The following is a 22625-nucleotide window of genomic DNA, read 5'->3' on the forward strand; positions in this document are numbered from 1 at the left end:
CCGTGCGCGAATCCGTTATCATGCTCAGTAACCTGTTCGGTATCGTCCGTTCACTGACCCATGTATGGGAGGATAGAGCAATGAGAACGAATCTGATCGTGCTGTTTGTCAGCGCGGCCGGACTTGCGTTTGCAGGCTGCTCCGGCCAGGAAGCGACCAGCCAGACCAACGCCTCGGGGCTGGATATTCCGACGTTGTACGACGAGGCGACGGCAGACCAGTATGGATCGTACGGCGATGACGGATATCGACTGCTGGACGAAGGTAAGCTCGACGAGGCGGTTGCTTCGTTCACCAAACAGCATGAACTCATACCCACGGGTAAGTGGGGCGCCTACAACGTTGCGTGCGCCTATGGCAGGACGGGCGATCTCGAACAAGGATTCGTGTGGCTGACACGCGCCGTCGACAGCGGCTGGGATGATCCCGATCATCTGCAGAACGACGGCGACTTGGAATCATTGCGCGCCGACGCGCGTTTTGCTGCGTTGGTCGGGAAGGCCGAAGCGACCCGGACGCGGCGTGAAGCGGCGTTCGCCAACGGACTGCCCGAGTTCGAACGTCCGCCGATCTCCTTTCCCAGTGCAGACAGTCTCGAGCAATGGTCTGCGGCGCAGCGCGCACTGATCAGGACGAACCGTTCCATCTGGTTTGCCTGGCAGAACACGGCCTATCAATTCGACTTTGAAGCACGCCGGCTGGCGGCGTTGCGTGAGCTGGAGAAGGATAGTCCCGACTTTGAATACGGCCTGGAACGCGTCCGTGCCATCTCCAAGACCCGTTCGATTTGGAGCGCCTGGGGACCGTTGGCGCAGGGTGTCCTGCGGGAAGTCGGCAACTACAAGGTGGGCGACCCATCGGTCGAGGGTCTGAGCGAAGCCGAATACCGGGCCGGGATTGCCGCATACTGCGAGATGCGACCGATGTCTCCGGCCGAAGCCGGCTGGGCGACAGCAACCGCGGCCGCACGTGCGCATTTCGCGCAAGTCAAGCCCGGCACCAAATACGAAGGCGCCGCACTGGCATGGCAGTTGGGGATGGAGTTGGATGAAGCCGGCGAAAATCGCGATGCCGTTCTCCCGAAAGTGCGCGACTTCGCTTCGCGCTTCGCCAGTGATGAAATTGCCATGGACATCGCCGGCTCATTCTTCCAGAGTACCGTCGTGGCGGCGGTTTGGCCGATTCCGATCAATGGAACTGACATCGATGGCCAGGCGGTATCGCTGGACGATTTCAAGGGCAAGGTCGTCTTGGTAGACTTTTGGGCGACGTGGTGCGGGCCGTGCCGCGCCGAGCTTCCGCACATTCTCGCCGCCCATGAGAAGTACCAGAGCGATGGCTTCGAAGTGCTCTCGATCTCGCTGGATTACGCCAACAGAACCAACCAGCAAGATTATCGTGACTGGATCAACGAGAAGGGCATGAAGTGGCGACACATCTACGATGAGAAAGACTGGTCCGGGCCGTTGGTCGAAGCGTACATGGTCAAAGGAATTCCCAGTCCGTTCCTGGTGGGCCGCGACGGCAGTCTCGTGGCTTCCGGTGAACAACTTCGGGGGGAGAAACTGGCCGAGACAGTTGCCAGGGCTCTCGATGCCAGGGGTGCATAATCCCCCACAAAACTCCAGTTGAAGTGCTACCGGCCCTGCCTGCGGCAGGGCCGGTTTCTTTTGCTCTCAGGTGCTGTCCCGTTAACCGAATACTGTTCAAAACTTGCCGTCAACGCCCCCGTGACCCGCGCCGATATCTAAGAGTGTCAACAGAATCGGTATCGATCCGTGATCCGGTTGATCAAGCGATGTCACAAGAAATGTTTACTCAGGGGGTAATGGCTGTTATCGGTCCATTCCCAAACGTATATTGGTATGGAAACCCCTGTGGGCTTCCGGTCGGATCGACGCTTAAACGACTGCCGTTTAATCGCTTAACGTCGATTCGGTCAGTATTGAGAGGTCACCGTGAAGCTTGAACTTCGCCCCGGTCTCAGGCAAGTCCTCGCCCCGCAGCTTATTCAGTCTTTGAAGATGCTGCAGATGCCGGCGCTCAAGCTCGAACAGACCCTCCGCCAGGAGCTTGCCATCAACCCGCTCCTGGAAGAAGTCGAGGTGGAATCCGACGATTCGGACAGCGCCGACGACGCGCCCGAATCCGAATCGTCATCCGAGGAGGACAGCTTCGATTGGGAAAGCTACCTGGAGGAAGACTCTGAGTTTGTCCCGAGGCGCATGCGGGAAACCCGTGAGGAGTTGCCGGAACGCACACCCGTTGTCGAGCGCACGCTCTACGATCATCTGATCGAACAACTTCAGCTCACGAAGTTGCCACAGGATGAACTGGAGATCGGCGAGTATCTCATCGGGAACATCAACGAAGATGGGATCCTGCCGATGACCACCGAAGACCTCGCAGCCGACTTGAAAGCCCCGCTCGAGAAAGTTGCCAAAGTGCTGAAGTTGGTCCAGACCTTCGACCCGCCGGGCGTCGGGGCGCGTGATCTGAAAGAATCGATCCTGATCCAGATGCAGCAGCGCGGCGAATCCGATTCACTGGCGGCGCGCATTGTTGCGGAACATTGGCGCGAGCTCGATCGCAAGACGCACATGCAGTTGGCACAGTCGTTGGGTGTGTCGGTCGAACGGATCCACGAGGCGATGAATCATCTTAAGACCCTTTCGCCGCGCCCGGCGCAGGGACGTTTCACCGTCGGCGCGCGCGCCGTCATTCCCGACATGGTCGTCGAGAAAATCGATGATGAGTATGTCGTCTATCACAATGACAAGTATGTGCCGAGTCTGCGGATCAACGACGCCTACAAATCGCTCTTGCGGCGCGGCCAGAATGTCCCCGCGGAAACCAAGACATACATTCGGGAGAAACTCGAGCAGGCGCGGTGGTTGCTCAATGCGCTCACGCAGCGCCGCTCGACAATGGTCCGCGTCATGGAGGCCATCGTCGAAGAGCAACGCGAATTCTTCGAGAAAGGCCCCGCATCCCTCAAACCGCTCATCATGGAAAACATCGCCTCGAAGCTGGGGATCAACGTGGCGACCGTCTCCCGCGTGGCCAGCGACAAGTATGTCCAGACCCCGCAAGGAGTCCGCGAGATCAAATCATTCTTCAACAGCGGCGTCGAGCGCACCGACGGCGAAAGCATGACCAAATCCACCGTCAAACAACGGATCGCGGCCATGATCGACAAGGAAGACCCATCGCATCCGCTCTCCGACCAGGAAATTCACCGTTTGTTGCTGAAGGAAGGCATTAAGCTGGCGCGGCGCACAGTCACCAAGTACCGCGAGGAGCTGCACATCCAGTCGGCCCGGTTCCGCAAAACGGTCTTTGACAAAAAGCAACCGGCGGTCTCGGCCGGGCCGGTCGACGGCGTATCCGATCCTGAATCGGCGGACGATGGGGACACCCAGGAGGGCCGCCGGGAAGTCGAGACGGTCGTTCCCGTGTCGCAGAACCATTCATTGATCGACTGGGGCATCTCACCCGGTCGATGAGTGCAACCGTGACGGTGCGACAATTGCTTCGTACCGATGAACTTCCTATCATGCAATGCGTCGGCACATCCGGCGCCATTGATTCTCGGTCACGCTGCGCGTAGCGGCAGCGAGTGGATCACTCTGCGATGGATCGCAACCTTGCGCTGGAAATTGTTCGGGTGACGGAGGCCGCGGCGCTGGCGAGCGCCCATTGGCTCGGCAAGGGAGACAAGGATGCCGCCGATGACGCCGCCGTGCGGGCGATGCGCGAAGTCTTCGCGGCGGTCGATTTCGACGGGACCGTGGTCATCGGCGAGGGTGAACGGGACGAAGCGCCGATGCTTTACATCGGCGAGCGGGTCGGCACCGGCAATCCGCCGGAGGTCGATGTGGCCCTCGATCCCCTGGAGTGCACCAACTCGGTCGCGTACGCTCGCCCCAATGCGCTGGCGGTCGTCGCCGTGGCGCCGCGCGGACACTTTCTCCATGCGCCCGACACATATATGGAGAAAATCGCCGTCGGCGAGAAGGGCAGGGACGCCGTCGATCTGTCGAAGTCTCCGACCGAGAATCTCAAAAATATCTCCGATGCGCTCGGGCTCAGTCTGGAGAACATGACGGTTGTGATCCTCGACCGCGAACGACACGAACGACTCATCCGCGAAGTCCGCGGCGCGGGATGCCGCATCCAACTCATCCCCGACGGCGACGTCTCGGCAGCCATCGCGACCGCGCTGCCCGATACGGGAGTCGATGTCCTCATGGGGATCGGGGGGGCGCCCGAGGGGGTTTTGGCGGCGGCGGCGTTGCGCTGTGTCGGTGGCGCGATGCGCGCACGGCTCAAACCGCGCAATCAGCGCGAAGTCGAACGCGCCGGGGCCATGGGCATCGCCGACATGGATCGCGTCTACACTGAAGCCGATCTGGCGCAAGGGGACAACATCATGTTTGCGGCCACCGGAGTCACCAATGGCGATATGCTGCGCGGCGTGCACTTTCACAAGCGCGGCGCTGTCACGCACTCGATCGTCATGCGCTCGAAGTCGCAGACGGTGCGCTTTATCGAAACACATTTGACAGCAGCTTCCGACCCGTCGTACCGACGGGTCGATCACGACTGAGCGCGGGTTCATTGAGCGATATGTCAGCAGCGAAAGGATGGATGCCATGCAAGTGCGCATGACCGCCCGGCACTCTCACTTGAACAACGCCACCAAGCAGCTCATCCAGCAGCGTTCGGAAGGATTCACGCGGTTTTTCGACAACATTATCGATTGCCACTGGGTCCTGGATCAAGACCGCCATCTCCACACCGCGGAAACCACCGCGGTTGTGCACGGCACGTTGTTGCGCGGCCACGGCGAGGGAGACGACTTGCGCACCGCCATCGATAATGCGTCGGCTAAGATGGAAGCACAGTTGAAGAAATACAAAGGACGCCTCAAGGACAAAGACCCCAAGGCGATCACCGAGGCAAAAAAGTCCGCGGCACGCACGGTGGGTCCGAGGAACCAGAAGGAATAGTCACGCGACACGGCTGACAAAACGGTTACAACCGGGGCACACAGGACATGGAAGCGGTAACGGCCGAACGGCTCTTAGAAGAGCGGCGCAATCAGTTTGAGCTCACGGTGATCGCCGGGCGCGTCGGGCTCAAGCGCAAGATACTCAACGCCGAGATACACCGACCCGGCTTGGCGCTCTCCGGCTATCTCGAACGGTATCCGCATCAGCGTACACAGGTCCTTGGTGAAACCGAGATGGCCTATCTGGCCTCGCTGACGTCCGAACGGCGCAGCGAAATCTTAGAACCGTTGTTTGCACTCGGACTGCCCATGGTCGTCGTCACGAAGAATCAGGAGTGTCCGGCCGAGATGGCGGCGCTGGCCGATTTGTGCCAGACACCCCTTTTATCATCGCGTCTGTCGACGACCGACTTCATCGCGCGACTGTCGACCTACCTTGATGTTCAGTTTGCGCCGACGACGCAGATTCATGGCACATTGGTTGACGTTTACGGAGTCGGGCTGCTCTTCACCGGCCGCTCGGGGATCGGCAAATCCGAAATCGCTCTGGATATCGTCGAGCGCGGCCATCGGCTGGTCGCCGACGACGTTGTCCGAATCACCAAGCGCGGCGCGCAGGTGATCATCGGCACCGCCGGTGAACACCTCGGGCATCACATGGAGATTCGGGGCGTCGGTATCATCAATATTGAAAAGCTCTTCGGCATCCGCGCGGTCCGCCTGCAAAAACGCATCGAGGTCGAAGTGCGCCTCGAGTTGTGGCATGAAGGCGCCGAGTACGAACGGCTCGGACTGGACGACCGCTTTACCTCAATTTTGGGAACGGAGATTCCGTTGGTCACCGTGCCGCTGTCACCTGGCAAGAACATCACCGTGATCGCAGAAGTGATCGCCATGAACCATATGCTCAAGGTCTATGGGGTCCACACCCCGCGCGAATTCTCCAAGACCCTGCATGAAGAAATGATGCGGCGTCACGCCACGGCTCAGTACCTCGAGTCGGACGCCGAATAGTCGCTGATGCCGACCGATGGAACGGGCGGCTGCTGAGTCGATACACTATAGGGGGGTATCCCGGACAGTGATCCGCGTGCGCTATACAGCGCCTGAGTCCTTTGGGGCCCCGAGACTATATGGAACGTTCCGGCACAGAATTCAAAGTCGGCCTGACCGTCCTTCTGGCACTGGTGATCTTCGTCGGCGGACTGTTGTGGCTGAAGGGGTTTCGGCTGCGCACCAGCCGCTACACAGTTCAGGTCATGTTCCCGAATGTCGGCACCCTCGATGTCGGCGATCCTGCCTCCGTTTCCGGCGTGACCAAAGGCGAGGTGGCCGCCATCGATCTGCAGGGCGGCGAGGTGATTGTCGGGCTGTACATGTCCAACGACGTCAGTTTGCGCAGCGACGCCACGTTTACAATCCGTAACATCGGCCTGATGGGGCAGCGTTTTGTGGATGTGCGCACCGGGTTTTCACCGCACCCGCTGCCACTGGATGTCCCCGCCGACGGCTTCTATGACACGGGCCTGCCCGACGTGATGGGCGCGATGGGCCGCATGACCGAAGAAGTCCGCGACCTTATTCACGCCGTGCGTTCGACCATCGGCTCCGACACGGCGCTGGCGAAGATTCAGGCGATCTCGGCGAGTCTGGAACGCGTCACCAGCCAAACCGCCGAACTGATCGAGGAGCACCAGGATGCCGTGTCGCAGACGGTCGAGGACTTGCGCGGGGCGGCCGGATCACTGCGTCGAACGCTGCAAGAGAACGAAGGGCGCATTGCTCGCACGGTGGATCGATTCGATTCGGCGGCCGTTCGACTCGGGCTCTTTGCGGCGCGCATGGACACGCTCTCCGGACAGGTGCGCGATGTCGTCGATGAACTGCGCACTGGTGACGGCACGCTGCCGCGCCTGATTCACGACGACCAACTCCTGCGACGCTGGGAAGCGACCGCCGATGAGCTCGACGCGTTGGTCGGCGACATCCGCGACCATCCCGGCAAATACCTCAAGGTCAAAGTGTCGCTTTTTTAGCTCCGGAGCGCGCACCGCGCCATCATCACTTTCACCACGCCAACATCCATCGTTCATTTCCGGGCGGGCAGAACGGCCACGCATTAGTTAGATTGCACGTCTGCCGGAAGCTGCGGGCAGACGAAACCGTTACCGCATGTTGCGATATCTCAGACTCGTGTGGCCTTATCTGGCCCGATACAAGCGACACTTTGTATTGGGCGCGGTGGCCATTGCCGCAACCAACACGCTGGCGATGTTCGCGCCATTGGTGCTGCGGCGCGCGATCAACCGGCTGGAGAGCGGCACGGCGATCGACCAACTGGCACAGGATGCGATGCTCATCATCGCGCTCGCGTTCGGCGCCGGTGTCTTCCGCTTTTTGGTGCGTCGCTGGGTGATCTGGGCGTCGCGCCTGATCGAGTATGATTTGCGCGGCGATCTGTTTGCCCACGTCAGTGCGCTGGACCAGACGTTCTTCGATCGCACGTCGACCGGCGACATCATTACGCGTGCGTCATCCGATGTCGAGCAGGTGCGTATGATGGTCGGCCCCGGCATCATGCAGGGGACCAACACGCTCATGGTGGGACTGGCGGCGGTCCCGTTGATGATCCATCTCGATTGGCAATTGGCGCTGTGGGCGCTCGCGCCTCTGCCGCTGCTGGCCATTCTCACCAATCGCCTCGGCGGCATCGCACACCGTCGCAATCTCGCCGTGCAGGATGCGTTCTCACGGATGTCGGCTTTCGTGCAGGAAACGCTGTCGGGAATCCGTGTCCTCAAAGCGCATGCCCGTGAGGACAATCGCTCCGCGATGTTCGACGAGGAGAACAGCGGCTACTTTCACCTCAACATGCGGCTGACACGGCTGTACGGCTCGTTTATGCCGATGATGTCGCTGATATCCGGCGTGGCGATCGTCCTGGTCCTGTACTTCGGCGGGCGCGGCGTTGTTACCGGACGAATCGACTTGGGCACATTGGTCGCATTCGCCGCGTACATGGGAATGTTGATTTGGCCGATGGTAGCGCTCGGCTGGGTGGTTTCGCTGTTTCAGCGCGGACTGGTCTCGGCGCAGCGAATCAATGCCGTCTTGTCGACCCAACCGCGCGTTGTTGATCCGCCGCCCGGTGCCCGGAAAACAATTCCGCAATCGGGCGCGCTGGAGTTTCGGAGTCTGACCTTTTCATACAACGGCAACAGCAACGCGCCGGTATTGCGCGACGTAACCTTCGCTATCGAACCGGGAGAGACGGTCGCGATTGCCGGGCCGACCGGCAGCGGCAAATCAACCGTGGCGCACTTGCTCTGGCGGCGTTACCCGGTCGCGGACGGTGCGATGCTGCTCGGTGGCACCGACGCCAATCGCGTACCCGTTTCCGAGTGGCGACGGCTCGTGGCGATGGTACCGCAGGAAGCGTTCCTGTTTTCCGAATCGTTGGCGTCGAATATCGCGCTGGGATCCGATGATATCCCGCGTGAACAGGTGATGGCGTACGCGCGCGACGCCGCATTCGACAAAGATGTCCAGGATTTTCCGCGCGGCTATGACACGATGGTGGGTGAACGCGGAATCACACTGTCGGGCGGACAAAAGCAGCGTGCCGCCCTGGCGCGGGCACTGGCGGTGGACAGCCGCGTGCTGGTTCTCGATGATGCGTTCAGCGCCGTCGACGCGCAGACCGAGCAGGAGATTCTCACCCGGCTGGCAACCTTGTTCGGCACGCGCATGATCCTGATGATCACACACCGTCTGGCGACATTGCGCAAGCTCGATCGCGTCCTGTTCTTCGAACGCGGTCGCCTGACGGACAGCGGTGCACACGACGCACTGATTGTCGCCGGCGGGCCCTATGCGCGATGGGCCATGAGACGGACGCTCGAAGAAGAATTGGAAGAGATGTGACCCGATGAGCGAACGGTTTTTCGAAGACGAGGCGCTCGGCAAAGCCTATGACCATCGTCTGATGCGGCGGCTGCTGACTTACCTGCGCCCCTATCGCGGGGTTGTTTTCGGCGCCGTGATCATTCTGCTGGGTCTCTCCGCGTTGCAGATTGCCGGGCCATGGATCATCAAACGCATTATCGACGGACCGATCGCCTCCGGCGACATGCAATCGCTGGTCCGCTGGATTCTCATCTATGCCGGTGTGATGGCGCTGCAGTTTGGCATTGAAGTCGGCCACACGGTCATGACCCAATGGATCGGCCAGCGGGCGATGGTCGACATGCGCGCGCAGTTATTCGGCCATCTGATGCGAATGGACATGCGGTTTTTCGACCGCAATCCGGTCGGACGGCTCCTGACGCGCGTGACCGGCGATGTCAATACACTCAGTGAAATGTTCTCCTCGGGCGTCGTGACCGTCTTCGGCGATGTCTTCACACTGATCGCAATCGTCGTGGCGATGGTGTCTCTGGACGCAAAACTGGCATTGATTACATTCGCGATTCTGCCGCTGCTCATGGCCGCCACGTTGGTCTTTAAGCATCTTGTGCGGCACGTATTTCGCGAGGTGCGGCGGCTGGTCGCGCAATTGAATGCCTACTGGCAGGAACGGGTCACCGGAATTTCGGTCATTCAGGGGTTCGCTCAGGAAGAGCGCGCCATCGCCGGCCACCAAAAGCGCAATGCCGAACTGCGCAGCGCCCACCAGCGCTCGGTCCTGCTGTACGCCGTCTTCTTTCCGGTCGTCGAATTGATCGGCGCGATCTCGTTGGCGCTGATCGTCTGGTACGGGGGCGGACGTGTTGCGCTCGGCGCCATGAGTTTTGGCGCGCTCGTGGCCTTTATTCAGTATGCGGAGCGCTTCTATTCGCCGATTCGTGACCTGGCTGAGAAGTACAATATTCTGCAGGGGGCGATGGCATCTTCGGAACGCATCTTCAAACTGCTGGACACCGAGCCGCGCATCAAGATTCCAACGTACGCCGTGGTCGACCCGCGATCGGGCGACGGCGCGCGCGATGTCGGCGCCGTGGAGTTCCGTGACGTTTGGTTTGCATATGAAGGAGAGGATTGGGTTCTCAAAGATGTCTCATTCCGTATTGCGCCGGGAGAAACGGTCGCCGTCGTGGGTGCGACCGGTGCGGGCAAGACATCGTTGGCCAACCTGATCACACGCCTTTACGAGTATCAACGCGGTTCGATTTCCATTGATGGCATCGACGCGCGCGCCTGGGACCCGCGCGCGCTGCGACGGCGCGTCGGTACTATTTCGCAGGATGTGTTTCTGTTCGCCGGAGACGTCTCAGAAAACGTCTCATTGCACTCTGATACGGTCGATCGTGACCGTGTCGCCCAAATCGCCCAGCGCATCGGCATTGGTGAGTTGCTGCGGCGTGACGGCGATGAAACTGCCCGTGCTGTGGGCGAGCGCGGCGCAGGATTGTCGGTTGGCGAAAAGCAGTTGGTGGCGTTCGCCCGCGCCATCGCCTACGATCCGGGCATCCTCATTCTCGATGAGGCCACCGCCTCAGTCGACCATGAGACGGAGGGACGAATCCAAACCGCATTGGCCGAGGTTTTCTCCGGTCGAACGAACATCGTCATCGCGCACCGTCTCTCCACCGTGCGTTCTGCCGACCGGATCATCGTCCTGCACAAGGGGCAATTGCGCGAAATCGGCACGCACATTGAGCTGTTGGCGCTCGACGGCATTTACGCGCGTCTCCATCGCCTTCAATTCGAGGCCGATGCCCCATCCACTGTCCCGTCCCCCCGTGTGAAGGTCGAAACCGCGTGACCACCGCGACGCTGGCCCGACACGACAGGGATTATCTCGAGGCGGCCCTGCCGATTGCACGCGCGGCCGGCGAACTGCTCGCCGGAGAATTGGGACACGCGCGTCAGGTCGAACTGAAAGGATCGATCAATCTGGTCACCGAGATGGACCGCCGCGCCGAAGAGTTGATTGTCGAACGATTATCCAGAACATTCCCCGATTTTGCAATCATTGCCGAGGAGGGATCACAACATCAAGTCGGCAATGAGTATCGTTGGTATGTCGATCCGCTCGACGGCACAACGAACTATGCTCATGGCTTGCCGGTGTTCTGTGTCTCCATGGGGTTATGGCGGGGCGACCGACCGGTCTGCGGCATCGTCTATCACCCCACGGGCGATGAATTGTTCACCGCTGTGACCGGTGGCGGCGCGTATCTCAACTCACACAGACTGTCTGTTTCGACCACATCGGAATTGGGACACGCGCTGCTGGCGACCGGCTTTCCCTACGACATTCGCACGACGGCAGACGACAACCTCGACCATTTCGCGCACTTTGCCAAACGGGCGCGCGCGATCCGTCGCATGGGCGCGGCCGCGCTCGATCTGGCATGGACCGCCGCCGGGCGCTTCGACGGTTTCTGGGAGATGAAGCTATCGCCCTGGGACTTTGCAGCGGCCGTGATTCTCTGCCTGGAAGCCGGCGCGGTTGTGACCAACTTTCGGGGAGCACCCTTCACGTTGGCGGAAGGGCAAGCCGTAGCGGCCAACCGCGTGTTGCACCCGCAGCTCTTGGGTGTCCTGGCCGAAGGACGCCTGCCGTAGGAGACCCCGATGGACGAGTGGGGAGTTCTCGGTGATTTGGTCATCGTCTTCACGGTGGCCGTATTCGTTGTCCTGATCCTGCGACGGGCCCGGATTCCCTCCATTGCAGCATTCATCGTCGCGGGTGCGCTGGTCGGCCCGCGCGCCTTCAGTCTCATCAAAGATTACCACCAGGTCGAGTTGCTGGCGGAAGTCGGCGTCGTCCTGCTCTTATTCAGCATCGGCCTGGAATTGTCGTTGGAACGGATGCGTCGATTGTGGCGCCCCATTGTCATCGCCGGCGCCTTTCAGGTCGGCGCCACGATCCTCATTGCCGTGGGGGCGACGACCGCAATCGGCTTCGGTATCCGTGCGGCCATCTTCACCGGATTCCTGGTGGCGCTATCGAGCACTGCCATTGTCTTGCGGTCACTGCAACAGCGCGATGAGTTGGAAGCGCCGCACGGGCGCTTCACCATTGGCGTGCTGGTGTTTCAGGATCTCTGCGTCGTGCCGATGCTGCTGGCGATTCCGTTCCTTTCCGGCTCCGCGGGCTCGATTGGTGAGGCGGGTCGCGCGCTGGCCAAGACCGTCATCGTGATTACGGCCGTGCTGCTCGCGACGCGGATCATTGTTCCGCGCATTCTCCATCTGGTAGCCAAGACACGGCAACGCGATTTGTTCGTTCTCGTTGTGTTTACCGTTTGCGTAGGCACCGCCTGGGTGCTCTCGCTCTTCGGCATTTCCGTCGCGCTCGGGGCCTTCATGGCTGGGCTGGTCGTATCCGGCAGCGCGTATCGTCACCAGGCGCTCTCGGATGTGATCCCGTTTCGCGAGGTCCTGACCAGCTTGTTTTTCATTTCAGTCGGAATGCTGTTGGACCCGCGTTTCCTGATGGCCAACATTGCGGGTATTCTGTTGATTCTTGCCGCCGTCCTCGTTGTCAAGTTCCTGATCGTTCTCTGTGTCGCCCGGATGGCGCAACTGCCGTTGCGCGCCGGCATTCTGGCGGGCACGGCGCTCGCGCAAATCGGGGAATTCGCCTTCGTCCTGCGATACGCTGCCGAGGGGACCAACCTGCTGCCCCCGACAATCGATGAATCGCTGCTGGCCGCGGCGATCCTCTCAATGCTCATCACACCCCTGCTACTGGCGGTCGGGCCAAAGCTGGCGGCCGGTGTCGGGCGAGTCCGTATGCTCAATCGAATGCTCGATATCCCCTCCAGCAATGAATTCGGAGACGTGACCCGCCTGCTGCGAGATCATGTGATCATCGCAGGATATGGGGTGGCTGGTCAGGAATTGGGCCGATCACTGGATCGTGCCGACATTGAGTACGTTGTCGTTGACCTGAACCCGGAAACCGTACGTTCGGCATCGCGCAGCGGCGTGCCGATTTGCTTCGGTGACATCACCAGCGCCGAGGTCCAACACCAATTGGGGATCGATCATGCCAGAGAGTTGGTCATGGTGGTCAACGACCCGGCGGCGGCGGAGCGTGCCGTCAAAGCCGTTCGCGCCAACGGCGCAACGCTTCATGTCATCGTCCGCTCGCGGTACCTGCTCGATTCCCCGACATTGCTGGCCGCCGGGGCCAGCGAAGTCGTGCCTGCCGAGCTGGAGGCCGCGGTGCAGGTGACGCAACGGGTGCTGGCGCGCCACGGAGTCGCGGGTGCAGTGATCGGGGAGCAGGTGGTGCGGATTCGTCAGCGCGGCGACGATCAGCCACTTAAGGCGCCGGATTCTCGAGAGACTTAAGCAGATCGCCGATCCGATCAACGCGGAACGGTTTGATCAGGAAAGCATCGGCCTGACCGTTGGCCAGGTCACGGCCGTCGGTCGATATGGCTGAGCCGGTCATCAGCAACACCGGAAGGTCGGGATGCTGTTCCTTGATGCGGATGATCAATTCTCCCCCGGAAATCCCGGGCAACTGATAATCGACGATGATCGCGTCGGGAACATCATGGCTGATTGCTGAGAGCGCATCTTCGCCCGTCGGAACACTGCGTACCTTGTAGCCCATCGCTGTTGTCAAATCCGAGAGCATCAGCCGAAACTCCATGTTGTCTTCGACAATCAGGATACTGCGGATGCGGTGTTTGGCCGACTCCGCCCCGTCGCGCGGCAGCACTTGTGCGAGGATCTCCTCGATGCGCCCGAGCCGGAACGGCTTCATCAGGAATCCGTCGGCCCCGGCGCGGGACGCGGCTTCCTTGTGATCCCGATACGCCCATCCGGTGATCATCACCACGGGCAGTGATTTGTTGGACGCTTTCAATCGGGACAGCAGCGTGAGGCCATCGACATTCGGCATCTTGATGTCACTGATGACGCAGTCGACCGGACGGCTCGCCACGATATCGAGCGCTTCCTGCCCGTCACCGGCGACCAGGGTTGTGTAGCCGACCGACGTCAGCGCCTCAGAGAGCATCGCTCTGAGATATTCGTCGTCCTCGACAATTAACAGTGTGGGTTGGTTTGCGGACTGCATCCGGAACCCAAAGCGATTAGAAGGATTCCGGCCGTGCTGCCTATTCGGCTGCCGTGCTGGATTTCTTGCGACGATGTCCCTTGATGATCACCAGCAGCTCGGCCGTCTTCTCCTCTAAAAGGTCGGCCGAATCGGCTTCGACATTGAGTCGCAGGAGGGGCTCGGTGTTGGACGGGCGTACGTTGAACCACCAACTCTCAAAGGAGATGGTGATCCCGTCGGTGCGATCGACGATGGCCTTGGGGTAGGCCTTGACGACCCGCTCCAGTGTCTTGGCGATCGATGAGACCTTGGTATTGATCTCGCCCGAGCGGACATACGGGTCGACCGATGCCACCAGCTCCGAGAGGGGCTGGCCGGATTCCGAGATTGTCTCGAGCGCAACCAACATGGCGATCAGTCCGGAGTCGGCATTCCAGTTGTTTCGAAAGTAGAAATGCCCTGAGTGCTCGCCGCCGAAGACTGCTTCTTCATGCTTCATAATCGGTTTGATCAACGCGTGGCCGACCGGCGTACGGACGGCCCGTCCGCCCGCCCTGGAAATCGCATCCGGGACCGCCTTGGAACATATCAAGTTGTACAGGATCGCTTCTCCGGGATGTTTCTTGAGCAGGTTCAGTGCCACCAGCAGCGTCACGATATCCCCGCCCAGCGGTCGTCCCTTCTCGTCGACCAAAAACATCCGGTCGCCGTCGCCATCGAAGGCGACGCCGAAGTCGGCCCTTTCCTCCACGATCCGTTTTTGCAGCTGACGGAGGTTGGCGGGATCGATCGGGTTGGCTTCGTGGTTGGGGAAGGTTCCATCAAGCTCGAAGAACATGGGGATCAATGTGCAGGGCAACTCCCCGAACACACGTGGAACGGCCGCTCCCGCCATACCGTTGCCGGCGTCGACCACGATGCGAAACGGCTTGATCCGGCTGCCGTCAACGAACGACAACGCGTGCCGCACATAGGCGTCGGAGATCTCCCGTTGCGAGACCGCTCCGGTGCGGGCCGGTGGATCGAAATCGTCCAGTGCGATCGTTTCCCTGATCCGCCCGATCCCATCTTCCAGCGAGAGCGGCTCGGCTCCCTGGCGGCAGAGTTTGAATCCATTGTATTCGGGCGGATTGTGCGACGCGGTCACCATGGCACCGCCGTCGAGTTTCAGGCTGCCCACGGCAAAGTACAGCGCATCGGTCGGCACGCGGCCCACATCGACGACATCGCACCCCTGCGCCGTGATGCCGTCCGACAGGGCTTGTGCCAATTCGTCGGAGTGGATGCGCATGTCGCGACCCAGCGCGATCGTCCCGCCCCCGATTTCCTGCGCGAACGCGCGTCCAATCAGGTTGGCGGCATGGGCATTGAGTTGCTCGGGCACAATTCCACGCACGTCGTAACTTTTGAAGATGCCCGCGTCGATCCCGGGCAGGGTTGATTCGCGGCGTCGAACTGATCTCATCGGCAGTCGTCTCCCGTTGTGTGTTCCTGCTTGGTCCCCCGGCGGGGACAGAAACGTGAAATGAGCGCGGCCGTGGGGCCCCGGTCAACCGCTATTGGGTTTTGCTCGAGGATTGACGCGGCGCCGATATGAGACGAACTTGCCGCCACGACGATGGCGACCGTACAGTTGGAAAATGTCACCAAACGATTCGGTTCGACAACCGCGCTGGACGATGTCAGTTTCACTGTATCTTCCGGCACGCTGTTAACCATCATCGGTCCGTCGGGTTGCGGTAAATCGACCTTGCTGCGGGTAATCTGCGGTCTGGAACGGGCCGACTCGGGACGCATTCTGATCAACGACATTGATGTCTCCCGCCGTCCCCCCAAAGATCGCGGCTGTGCGATGGTTTTTCAGTCATACGCATTGTACCCGCATTGGACGGTGCGGCAGAACATCGGTTTTCCGTTGCGCGTTCGCCGCCGCACGTCCTCTGACATAGCCGAGCAGGTGAATCGAATCGCTCGCGACCTGGGCCTGACGCCTAAGCTCGACCAGCGTCCGCGCTCACTCTCAGGCGGCGAACGGCAGCGTGTCGCACTCGGTCGTGCGATGGCGGCCGATCCTCAGGTGTTTTTATTCGATGAACCGCTCTCGAATCTCGATGCTCCGCTGCGCGCCGGTATGCGCGCCGAGATCGTGGCCCGCCAACGTGGGCTGGCAAAGACTGCGTTGTACGTCACCCACGATCAAACTGAAGCGTTGACGATGGGCGATTGCGTCCTGGTCCTCGATCAGGGACGAATGATGGGCCTGGGATCCCCCGAAGCACTCTACTGCAATCCCCCCAACCGATTCGTTGCGTCGTTCCTGGGACGTCCCCCGATCAATCGCATCCGCGGGCGGCTGATCCGCACCGATGATCGGCTCAGGTTCGATCCGTTGGGATGGGATATACCGCCGGGCGCAGCCCCGTCCGACAGGGCGTCCGGTGAGCTCGAGCTGGGAATCCGCCCGGAACATCTGCATCTGACCGCGACAGGGAATGCGTCGGGGTGGAGAGTTGTCGCGCGCGAGTTTGTCGGTGAGCGAACTGAGTACCGCGTCTCCGATGGTACGCTGACCCTGGCCGCCGTCAGCGACAGCGGTGAATCCGTGGGTATCGATGCCACGGTGTCGCTGCGCGTACAATTCGACCAAGCCCTGTTTTTCGATCCAGACAGCGGAGATCGCCTGCGCTGAGTGGCCCGACGGTGACATGCCCGAACTTCCCGAGGTCGAAACAGTCGTACGTGCTCTTCGGAACGCCGCCATCGGACGACGGATCGAGCGGGTCGCCTTCGCATCCCGGCGGGTGGGTGTCAACAACCCGCGTGGCTGGAAAGCCAGGATCAGTGGCCGATCACTCGTCGCTGTCAGCAGGCGCGGGAAGTATATCATCATGGGATTCGATGACGACTCTGCGTTGGTCATTCACCTGCGCATGTCGGGACGTCTCTGGCTGCAACCACGTGGAACGCCACGCAATTCACACACACGGTTGATTCTCCTGCTCTCTCGCCTGCCGAATGCCGACTGGGAGGAATTGCGGCTGGTCGACACACGTCAATTCGCCCGCGCCGACTGGTGTCCCCGAGGTGCGCTTGAGAGCCACCCCGGGCTCGCACGGTTGGGGCCTGAGGCCAACACGTTAACACCAAGCGACTTAGGGAGAATCCTCGCGGGATCGGGAAGGCCGATCAAATCGCTGCTCCTCGATCAAACACGTGTCTCAGGACTGGGAAACATCTATACCGATGAAGCTCTCCATCGGGCCGGAATTCATCCACTGATGCCCGCTCAGAGAATTGAGAGTCGAGGGGTCCGGAAGCTACAGACAGCGATCTGCCTGATCCTCGATCAAGCCATCAAAGCATGTGGAACAAGCTTCGACACCTTCTCCGGCCTCTCCGGGCAGTCAGGCGGCTTCGGACCGAGACTGCGCGTCTACGGGCGTTCCGGGCTGCCCTGTCCCACATGTGGAAATCGCATCGAGCGCATCGCTATCGGCGGGAGGGGAACCCATGTATGCCCTGTCTGCCAGCCAAAAGTCCCGATTGACAGTTAACTCAGGGCATCTGCGCGCCGATTCTACAAGTAAGGCCGTTTTGCCAGGCAGCGATCAAATGACAGTTCCATCCACCGACTCGAAAAGGACACCTCGCCCCATGGACATTTTGGTGGTTGACGACGAAGAACTGATCGTTGAACTGGTCCAGCACGCCCTGAGCATCAAGGGCTATACCGTCCGCAGTGCCGGTTGCGGGACGGAGGCCCTGGACGTTCTGCGCGAGGGTCCGGCCGACTTGGTCATATCGGACATTCGCATGCCGCATATGGATGGACTGGAACTGGCTCTGAGGGTCCGTCAGGAATTCCCCACCACGCAAATCATCCTGATGACGGGATACTTTTCCGAATTCTCGCAAAGCAGCGCCGATGCGATCGGGGTTGTCGAGATCGTCAAGAAACCGTTCCGTACGTCGCAGATTGTCTCCTTGGTCGAACAGGTCGCTGCCTCGAATTCCGTCACGCCGAGCTAAATAGCCACAGATGAAGAATCGGCCCCGAAGCTCTCGCATCGGGGCCGTTTGCTGTTGACATTCCTTCAAGCCCGGATCAACCGGCCGAGAAAGTAATCATAATGCGCGAGCCATCCTCGTCGATGCCGGTGATGGTAAAGTCAAACGGTGCGCTCTCGGCAATACCGTAAATGCAGAAGAGTCCGTCCTCGATCAGGGTCAAAACTTCGTCGAGATTCGAAATGAAATCGGCCGACTCGGAGAAAGTGATTTCACGCTCCGAGTTGCCGTCCACGATGATCTCCGAGAGAAACAGGACGCCGTTGTCGATGACATCCTGGACGCTCGGCGTGCCGGGAAGCTCCGCATCCAGAATGTAGACTTGTCCGGTAATGCTCGTTCCCAGATGGTTTATGATCTTCGCTTCGAACTTGATGTCCTGGATGCTTTGAATGTCGTCCTTGTGGTCGTCCCAGTCGTCGTCGTAATCGGCGATGTCGATGCACAGCCAATCGAGTATTTCATCGGTCGAGTGAATGTTTGCATCGGGCGAAATTACGATCACAAACTGGCCGGAGACGATGCATCCCACCGTTAGCAGGAGTCCGATCGTGATGAGGGCTCCCTGACGCCAAAACCGTCTGATCGTCTTCATGGATTCCTCCATCACATGACCCCAAAGTAGTAGTTCAGCCCGCCGCGGATATGCGCCCACTTACGTGAGCCGTCACCATCCAACGGCATCAATTCGAACGAACCGCGAATGTCGAATGCCAGCGGGCCGCCGCCGATTTCAAACCCTGCCCCCGCGTTCCACCCCATCTGGCTGTCGGAAAAATCGCGGAAGTCATTATCTTCGTTGAAGTAGCCAACGCCCCCGACCAGATAGGGTCGGAATCCGGCACGCGGACCGCCGCCGAGTATCAGATTGACCCCGATCTTGTAGAGACTGGACCCCTCGAATGTCTCATCTGGCACGTCGTCCGATTTCCAATCACCGTTGCTGAAGAACATGAAGTGCGGTTCCAACATGATCATCCCCATCGACAGGTGCAGATGTCCGCCGTACACCGCGCCGTTGGAGGCGTCATCCTGCACCAACGGGATGTTGATCCCGCCGAATCCGCCGATCCCCCACGATGTTGCCTGGCTGGGTGTCGCAACAGCCGTCGCCAACGCGAACACGGCCAATCCGACTAAAAGTTTTCTCATGGTCACTCCCTTTCCCGAAAGTTTGACCCGATGGGGGGCCAATGACGCCATCCATCGGCGCGGCGTCAACACCATTTGGGGGCCACTCAAACGCGTTCGCGGACGACTGATCGGCCGGACGGGTTGGTCTTGGAGAAAACATCGAATCCGGAAGACTCCAGGTCGTCCAGAACAGTTTCGTATGTCTCGACCAGATACCGCAAGGCGGCATCGTTTCCCTCAGGCGCCGCACTGCAGATAGAGGGCAGGTTGCGCTTGCCCGCCGACAAATGGCGCCGGGCGCGCCCGGCTTCAAACGCCGCCAGTCGCCGATAGGGCTCGGACGTCTTTCCCTCCTGTCGCATCTCACGGAGCTCGCGGACCGGCAGGCCAAACCGGTCAAGATCAGCTACCGGGATATAGATGAGACCACCATCCACGGCGTCCAGATCGATCGCGACATCACGCAGGATGTGCGTCCAATAGCAGAAGATCGCCAGATCCGCGGTGGCACTCTCGACCTGTTCGTAGCCCCAGGGACAGGCAAACCGGCCGTCCCCCGCTGGGTGCATCAACACCAGGTGCATAAAGACAATCGCGGGAGCGATGGACGCGCCTGTCATATACTGCTTCAAGTGCGGCCAGTCGGAGAAGCGCGGGGTGAAAAGGTCGCTCCTCATCGCGGCAGCCAGATTCCGCCATGGATCCAGGGGGATGGCGAAGTTGCTGAACGTGTCGGAAAGGGCCCGCCACAATGGACCGTTGACCGTCCCGTTGTTGGCTGCCTGCTCGACATTCACAAGCCAGCCGTCGACGCGCGCGACCGCGTCTTGTCGGGCCGACCCGGCTAAACGCGCGCGATCGGGAATGCCGTCGACATAATCGTCGATCACCCGCATCGACGCATACGCCGATGCAAACGCCCGTCTGGTTTCCGGAAAAACGAATCGCTGTGCCGCCGCGTAGAGATGCGGTTTGTCGCGCTTGGCGATCTCCTCGCAATGGTCGTACGCGTCGTGCAGCGCTCGCGCGATGAGCGGTGCCGCCTGCCCCGCCGATGGCGTCAACATTGCGCCCAAAGACGCGACCGATGGGGTGCAGGTCAAGGGCGGGAGTTTGATTTACGAGGGAATTTGGACGAGGATTTCCGCATCCTCCGGGAATCGACCCGTCTCCTTCTTTGAGTAGACCAACTTGCCGTCGACCCTCACATCAAAGATGCCATTGGAGCCCTCGATCAGTTTCGAATCGATACTGTGGTCTCTCTTGATGGCGGCCGCCAAACTGGCGGCTTGAGGTCGGTAGTTTCACATGCCGCAGTATGTAATTGTGACACGCGTCATGGTAGTCTCCTTTGTTGGCTGCTCTGCAATCCCAAGTGTGTCTTAGTTACGGTCGCCGAGCGTTGGCATTTGACAGACCTCGTAATAGGCACCCGAGGGTGAGGTTGCCCGCCCAGGCCATAGGGGCGCCGACCAAAGCGTTTTGGCGACAACATCTTGAAAGATGACGCACACAACGCCCTCCAGCGCTTGGGTGCGGTAGAATCGTTTGACAATAGTAGGTCGAGTCATATATTGGCGGTCTGCTTGGGCCTGGATGGCACAATACCCAGGCCCGCTTCTTCATTTGGGGACCACATAACGATGGCGCGCGGACAGGGCTGGAAAATCGGGCTGATTCTGGTGGTGACACTCGGGTCGCTTTGGTTTCTGTGGCCGACCATCCGGCTCTGGCAGATGAGTCCAGAGGATCGAGACGCTTTCGCGCAGACCGACCCAAAGGGATGGCAACAGCTTCAAAAGAAGGCCATGAAGCTGGGGCTGGACCTCCGGGGCGGAATGCGGGTCGTCCTTGAAGTCGACAAGTCCGAACTCAATCCCGATGAAGCCAAGGACGCGGTCGAGCGCGCCAAAGAGATCCTCCGCAATCGGGTCGACGAGTTCGGCGTCACGGAGCCGCTCATCCAGATTCAGGGCGAAGATCGTATCGTCGTCGAGTTGGCCGGCATCACCGATGTCCATCGCGCCGAGGAATTAATCGGACGCACCGCACAGTTGGAGTTTCGGTTGCTGGAATCACCCGAGCAAGCGCAACTCCTCCTCGACCGCATCGACCGCACACTGGAAGCAGTTGCCGGTCTGGACACGACGCGGCGCGCGCTCCCGTCCGATACGGGAACCGGCACGGATGTTTTGGATGAGCTATTCGGCAGCGATACCGGCTCAACCCAAGCACGGGATACGGCGGAGACGGTGCCGGACCCAGTCTCCGACTCACCGCAGCTTGCGACGGATGCGGCCGGGGGCCGCTTGCCACCACAGGTCCCATCGGAGAGACCGCTGAGTTCACTGTTGTCGCCGAGTGCCGCTGGCCCGGGATGGATTGTCGAGTCCGATGATGTGCCGCTCGTCAAAGTCCTGCTTGCCCGCGAGGATGTGAAGCGGCTGATCCCCGCCGACGTGGAATTCGCCTGGGGAACCCGCCCCGAGTTCGTCGGCAGTCTCGAGACCGAGCGGCTCTATTTGGCCAAGCGTCAGGCGGAGATGACGGGGAATTATCTCACCGATGCCCGTCCGTCATTCGATCAGTTCCGCAAGCCGATCGTGAACTTCGAATTGACGCGCGATGGCGGACGAATGTTCGGACGCTTGACCGGCGCCAACATCGGCAAGCCATTGGCCATTGTTTTGGATGGTCGCGTCGAGTCGGCGCCGGAAATTCAGTCACGCATCCGGGACCGGGGGCAGATTACGCTCGGCGGCGGCACCTATGACGATGCCAATGATCTCGCGATCGTCCTGCGTGCCGGCGCATTGCCGGCGCCGGTTTCCATCGTCGAAAGCAGCGTTGTCGGCCCGTCGCTGGGCAGCGATTCGATTCGACGTGGAGTGCTCTCGTCCCTGATCGGGGGAGCGTCGGTCGTGGTCATCATGCTGGTGTACTACCAACTCTCCGGCCTGATCGCCAACTTCGGCATGATGCTGAACGGACTGTTCCTCCTGGGCGTGATGGCGATCCTGCATGCGACCCTGACCATGCCGGGTATCGCGGGGATCATTCTCACGTTAGGCATGTCGGTCGACGCCAACATCCTGATTTTTGAGCGCATTCGCGAGGAATTGCGAGCAGGGAAGACCGTGCGGCATGCCATCGATGCCGGGTATTCCCACGCACTGGTCGCGATCGTTGACTCGCACGTGACCACACTCATCACCGCGCTGGCTCTTTTCCTGTTCGGAACGGGTCCTGTCAAGGGATTCGCTGTGACACTCTTCTGGGGTGTGCTGATCAATCTGTTCACCGCTGTTTTTGTGACACGCGCGGTCTTTGACGTGCGCAAAGGATACGCCAAGCTCTCGATCTGACACGCCCGGAGCCGTTCAT

At 60.4% G+C, this 22625-nt stretch carries 18 protein-coding genes and 1 pseudogene; 13 read left to right on the plus strand and 6 right to left on the minus strand.

Going from position 1 to position 22625, the window contains the following annotated elements:
- The first annotated feature begins 80 nt into the window (after positions 1–80).
- From VGB22_02605 to VGB22_02650, 10 genes are all read left to right on the plus strand, one after another.
- Positions 81–1610, plus strand: coding sequence for a TlpA disulfide reductase family protein (locus tag VGB22_02605; protein HEX9750170.1), 1530 nt, complete (start codon positions 81–83; stop codon positions 1608–1610).
- Positions 1611–1958: 348 nt separating this feature from the next.
- Positions 1959–3506, plus strand: coding sequence for an RNA polymerase factor sigma-54 (rpoN, locus tag VGB22_02610; GenBank protein ID HEX9750171.1), 1548 nt, complete (start codon positions 1959–1961; stop codon positions 3504–3506).
- A 128-nt stretch (positions 3507–3634) separates the two neighbouring features.
- The gene (glpX, locus tag VGB22_02615) at positions 3635–4609 is read left to right on the plus strand and encodes a class II fructose-bisphosphatase (GenBank protein HEX9750172.1); all 975 of its coding nucleotides are present in this window, start codon (positions 3635–3637) and stop codon (positions 4607–4609) included.
- A gap of 37 nt (positions 4610–4646) precedes the next feature.
- Entirely contained in the window at positions 4647–5012 is a 366-nt protein-coding gene (gene raiA / locus VGB22_02620; protein ID HEX9750173.1) for a ribosome-associated translation inhibitor RaiA, read from the plus strand.
- A 47-nt stretch (positions 5013–5059) separates the two neighbouring features.
- Positions 5060–6028 carry an HPr(Ser) kinase/phosphatase gene (gene hprK, locus VGB22_02625; protein ID HEX9750174.1) on the plus strand — a complete coding sequence of 323 codons (969 nt, stop codon included), beginning with the start codon at positions 5060–5062 and terminating at the stop codon, positions 6026–6028.
- A gap of 119 nt (positions 6029–6147) precedes the next feature.
- The gene (locus VGB22_02630; GenBank protein HEX9750175.1) at positions 6148–7050 is read left to right on the plus strand and encodes an MlaD family protein; all 903 of its coding nucleotides are present in this window, start codon (positions 6148–6150) and stop codon (positions 7048–7050) included.
- Between the two features lie 136 nt (positions 7051–7186).
- Positions 7187–8938: an ABC transporter ATP-binding protein gene (locus VGB22_02635; GenBank protein HEX9750176.1), complete on the plus strand. Its 1752-nt coding sequence runs from the start codon at positions 7187–7189 to the stop codon at positions 8936–8938.
- Between the two features lie 4 nt (positions 8939–8942).
- Positions 8943–10778 carry an ABC transporter ATP-binding protein gene (locus VGB22_02640; protein ID HEX9750177.1) on the plus strand — a complete coding sequence of 612 codons (1836 nt, stop codon included), beginning with the start codon at positions 8943–8945 and terminating at the stop codon, positions 10776–10778.
- Positions 10775–11584, plus strand: coding sequence for an inositol monophosphatase family protein (locus VGB22_02645; protein ID HEX9750178.1), 810 nt, complete (start codon positions 10775–10777; stop codon positions 11582–11584). The genes VGB22_02640 and VGB22_02645 overlap by 4 nt, the downstream gene beginning before the upstream one ends.
- Positions 11585–11593: 9 nt before the next feature.
- Positions 11594–13321 (plus strand): cation:proton antiporter, encoded by a 1728-nt coding sequence (locus VGB22_02650; GenBank protein HEX9750179.1) that lies wholly within the window; start codon positions 11594–11596, stop codon positions 13319–13321.
- On the opposite strand, the gene VGB22_02655 is transcribed toward VGB22_02650, so the two are convergent.
- Both VGB22_02655 and VGB22_02660 read right to left on the minus strand, forming a co-directional pair.
- Entirely contained in the window at positions 13293–14057 is a 765-nt protein-coding gene (locus VGB22_02655) for a response regulator (GenBank protein HEX9750180.1), read from the minus strand. The genes VGB22_02650 and VGB22_02655 overlap by 29 nt on opposite strands.
- Before the next feature lie 40 nt (positions 14058–14097).
- On the minus strand, positions 14098–15504 hold the full coding sequence (locus VGB22_02660; GenBank protein HEX9750181.1) for a phosphomannomutase/phosphoglucomutase: 1407 nt from the start codon (positions 15502–15504) through the stop codon (positions 14098–14100).
- A gap of 153 nt (positions 15505–15657) precedes the next feature.
- Here VGB22_02660 and VGB22_02665 point away from each other — a divergent pair, with 153 nt between their 5' ends.
- The gene (locus VGB22_02665) at positions 15658–16728 is read left to right on the plus strand and encodes an ABC transporter ATP-binding protein (protein HEX9750182.1); all 1071 of its coding nucleotides are present in this window, start codon (positions 15658–15660) and stop codon (positions 16726–16728) included.
- Between the two features lie 965 nt (positions 16729–17693).
- Positions 17694–18068: a response regulator gene (locus tag VGB22_02670; GenBank protein HEX9750183.1), complete on the plus strand. Its 375-nt coding sequence runs from the start codon at positions 17694–17696 to the stop codon at positions 18066–18068.
- Between the two features lie 76 nt (positions 18069–18144).
- Here the strand turns inward: VGB22_02670 and VGB22_02675 are convergent, their stop codons facing one another.
- The 4 genes and pseudogenes from VGB22_02675 to VGB22_02690 form a co-directional block, all read right to left on the minus strand.
- Positions 18145–18702, minus strand: a complete 558-nt coding sequence (locus tag VGB22_02675) for a hypothetical protein (GenBank protein HEX9750184.1) — start codon at positions 18700–18702, stop codon at positions 18145–18147.
- An 11-nt stretch (positions 18703–18713) separates the two neighbouring features.
- Positions 18714–19259 (minus strand): outer membrane beta-barrel protein, encoded by a 546-nt coding sequence (locus tag VGB22_02680; GenBank protein ID HEX9750185.1) that lies wholly within the window; start codon positions 19257–19259, stop codon positions 18714–18716.
- A gap of 86 nt (positions 19260–19345) precedes the next feature.
- A complete protein-coding gene (locus VGB22_02685; GenBank protein HEX9750186.1) occupies positions 19346–20308 on the minus strand; it encodes a squalene/phytoene synthase family protein in 963 nt (320 codons plus the stop codon).
- A gap of 51 nt (positions 20309–20359) precedes the next feature.
- Positions 20360–20533: pseudogene (locus tag VGB22_02690) on the minus strand (Rdx family protein).
- Positions 20534–20884: 351 nt separating this feature from the next.
- Between VGB22_02690 and secD the strand changes: the two are divergent.
- Positions 20885–22606, plus strand: a complete 1722-nt coding sequence (secD, locus tag VGB22_02695; GenBank protein ID HEX9750187.1) for a protein translocase subunit SecD — start codon at positions 20885–20887, stop codon at positions 22604–22606.
- Positions 22607–22625: the final 19 nt, after the last annotated feature.

It is taken from the genome of Candidatus Zixiibacteriota bacterium, from assembly GCA_036397555.1.
Taxonomy (GTDB): Bacteria; Zixibacteria; MSB-5A5; order WJJR01; family WJJR01; genus DATKYL01.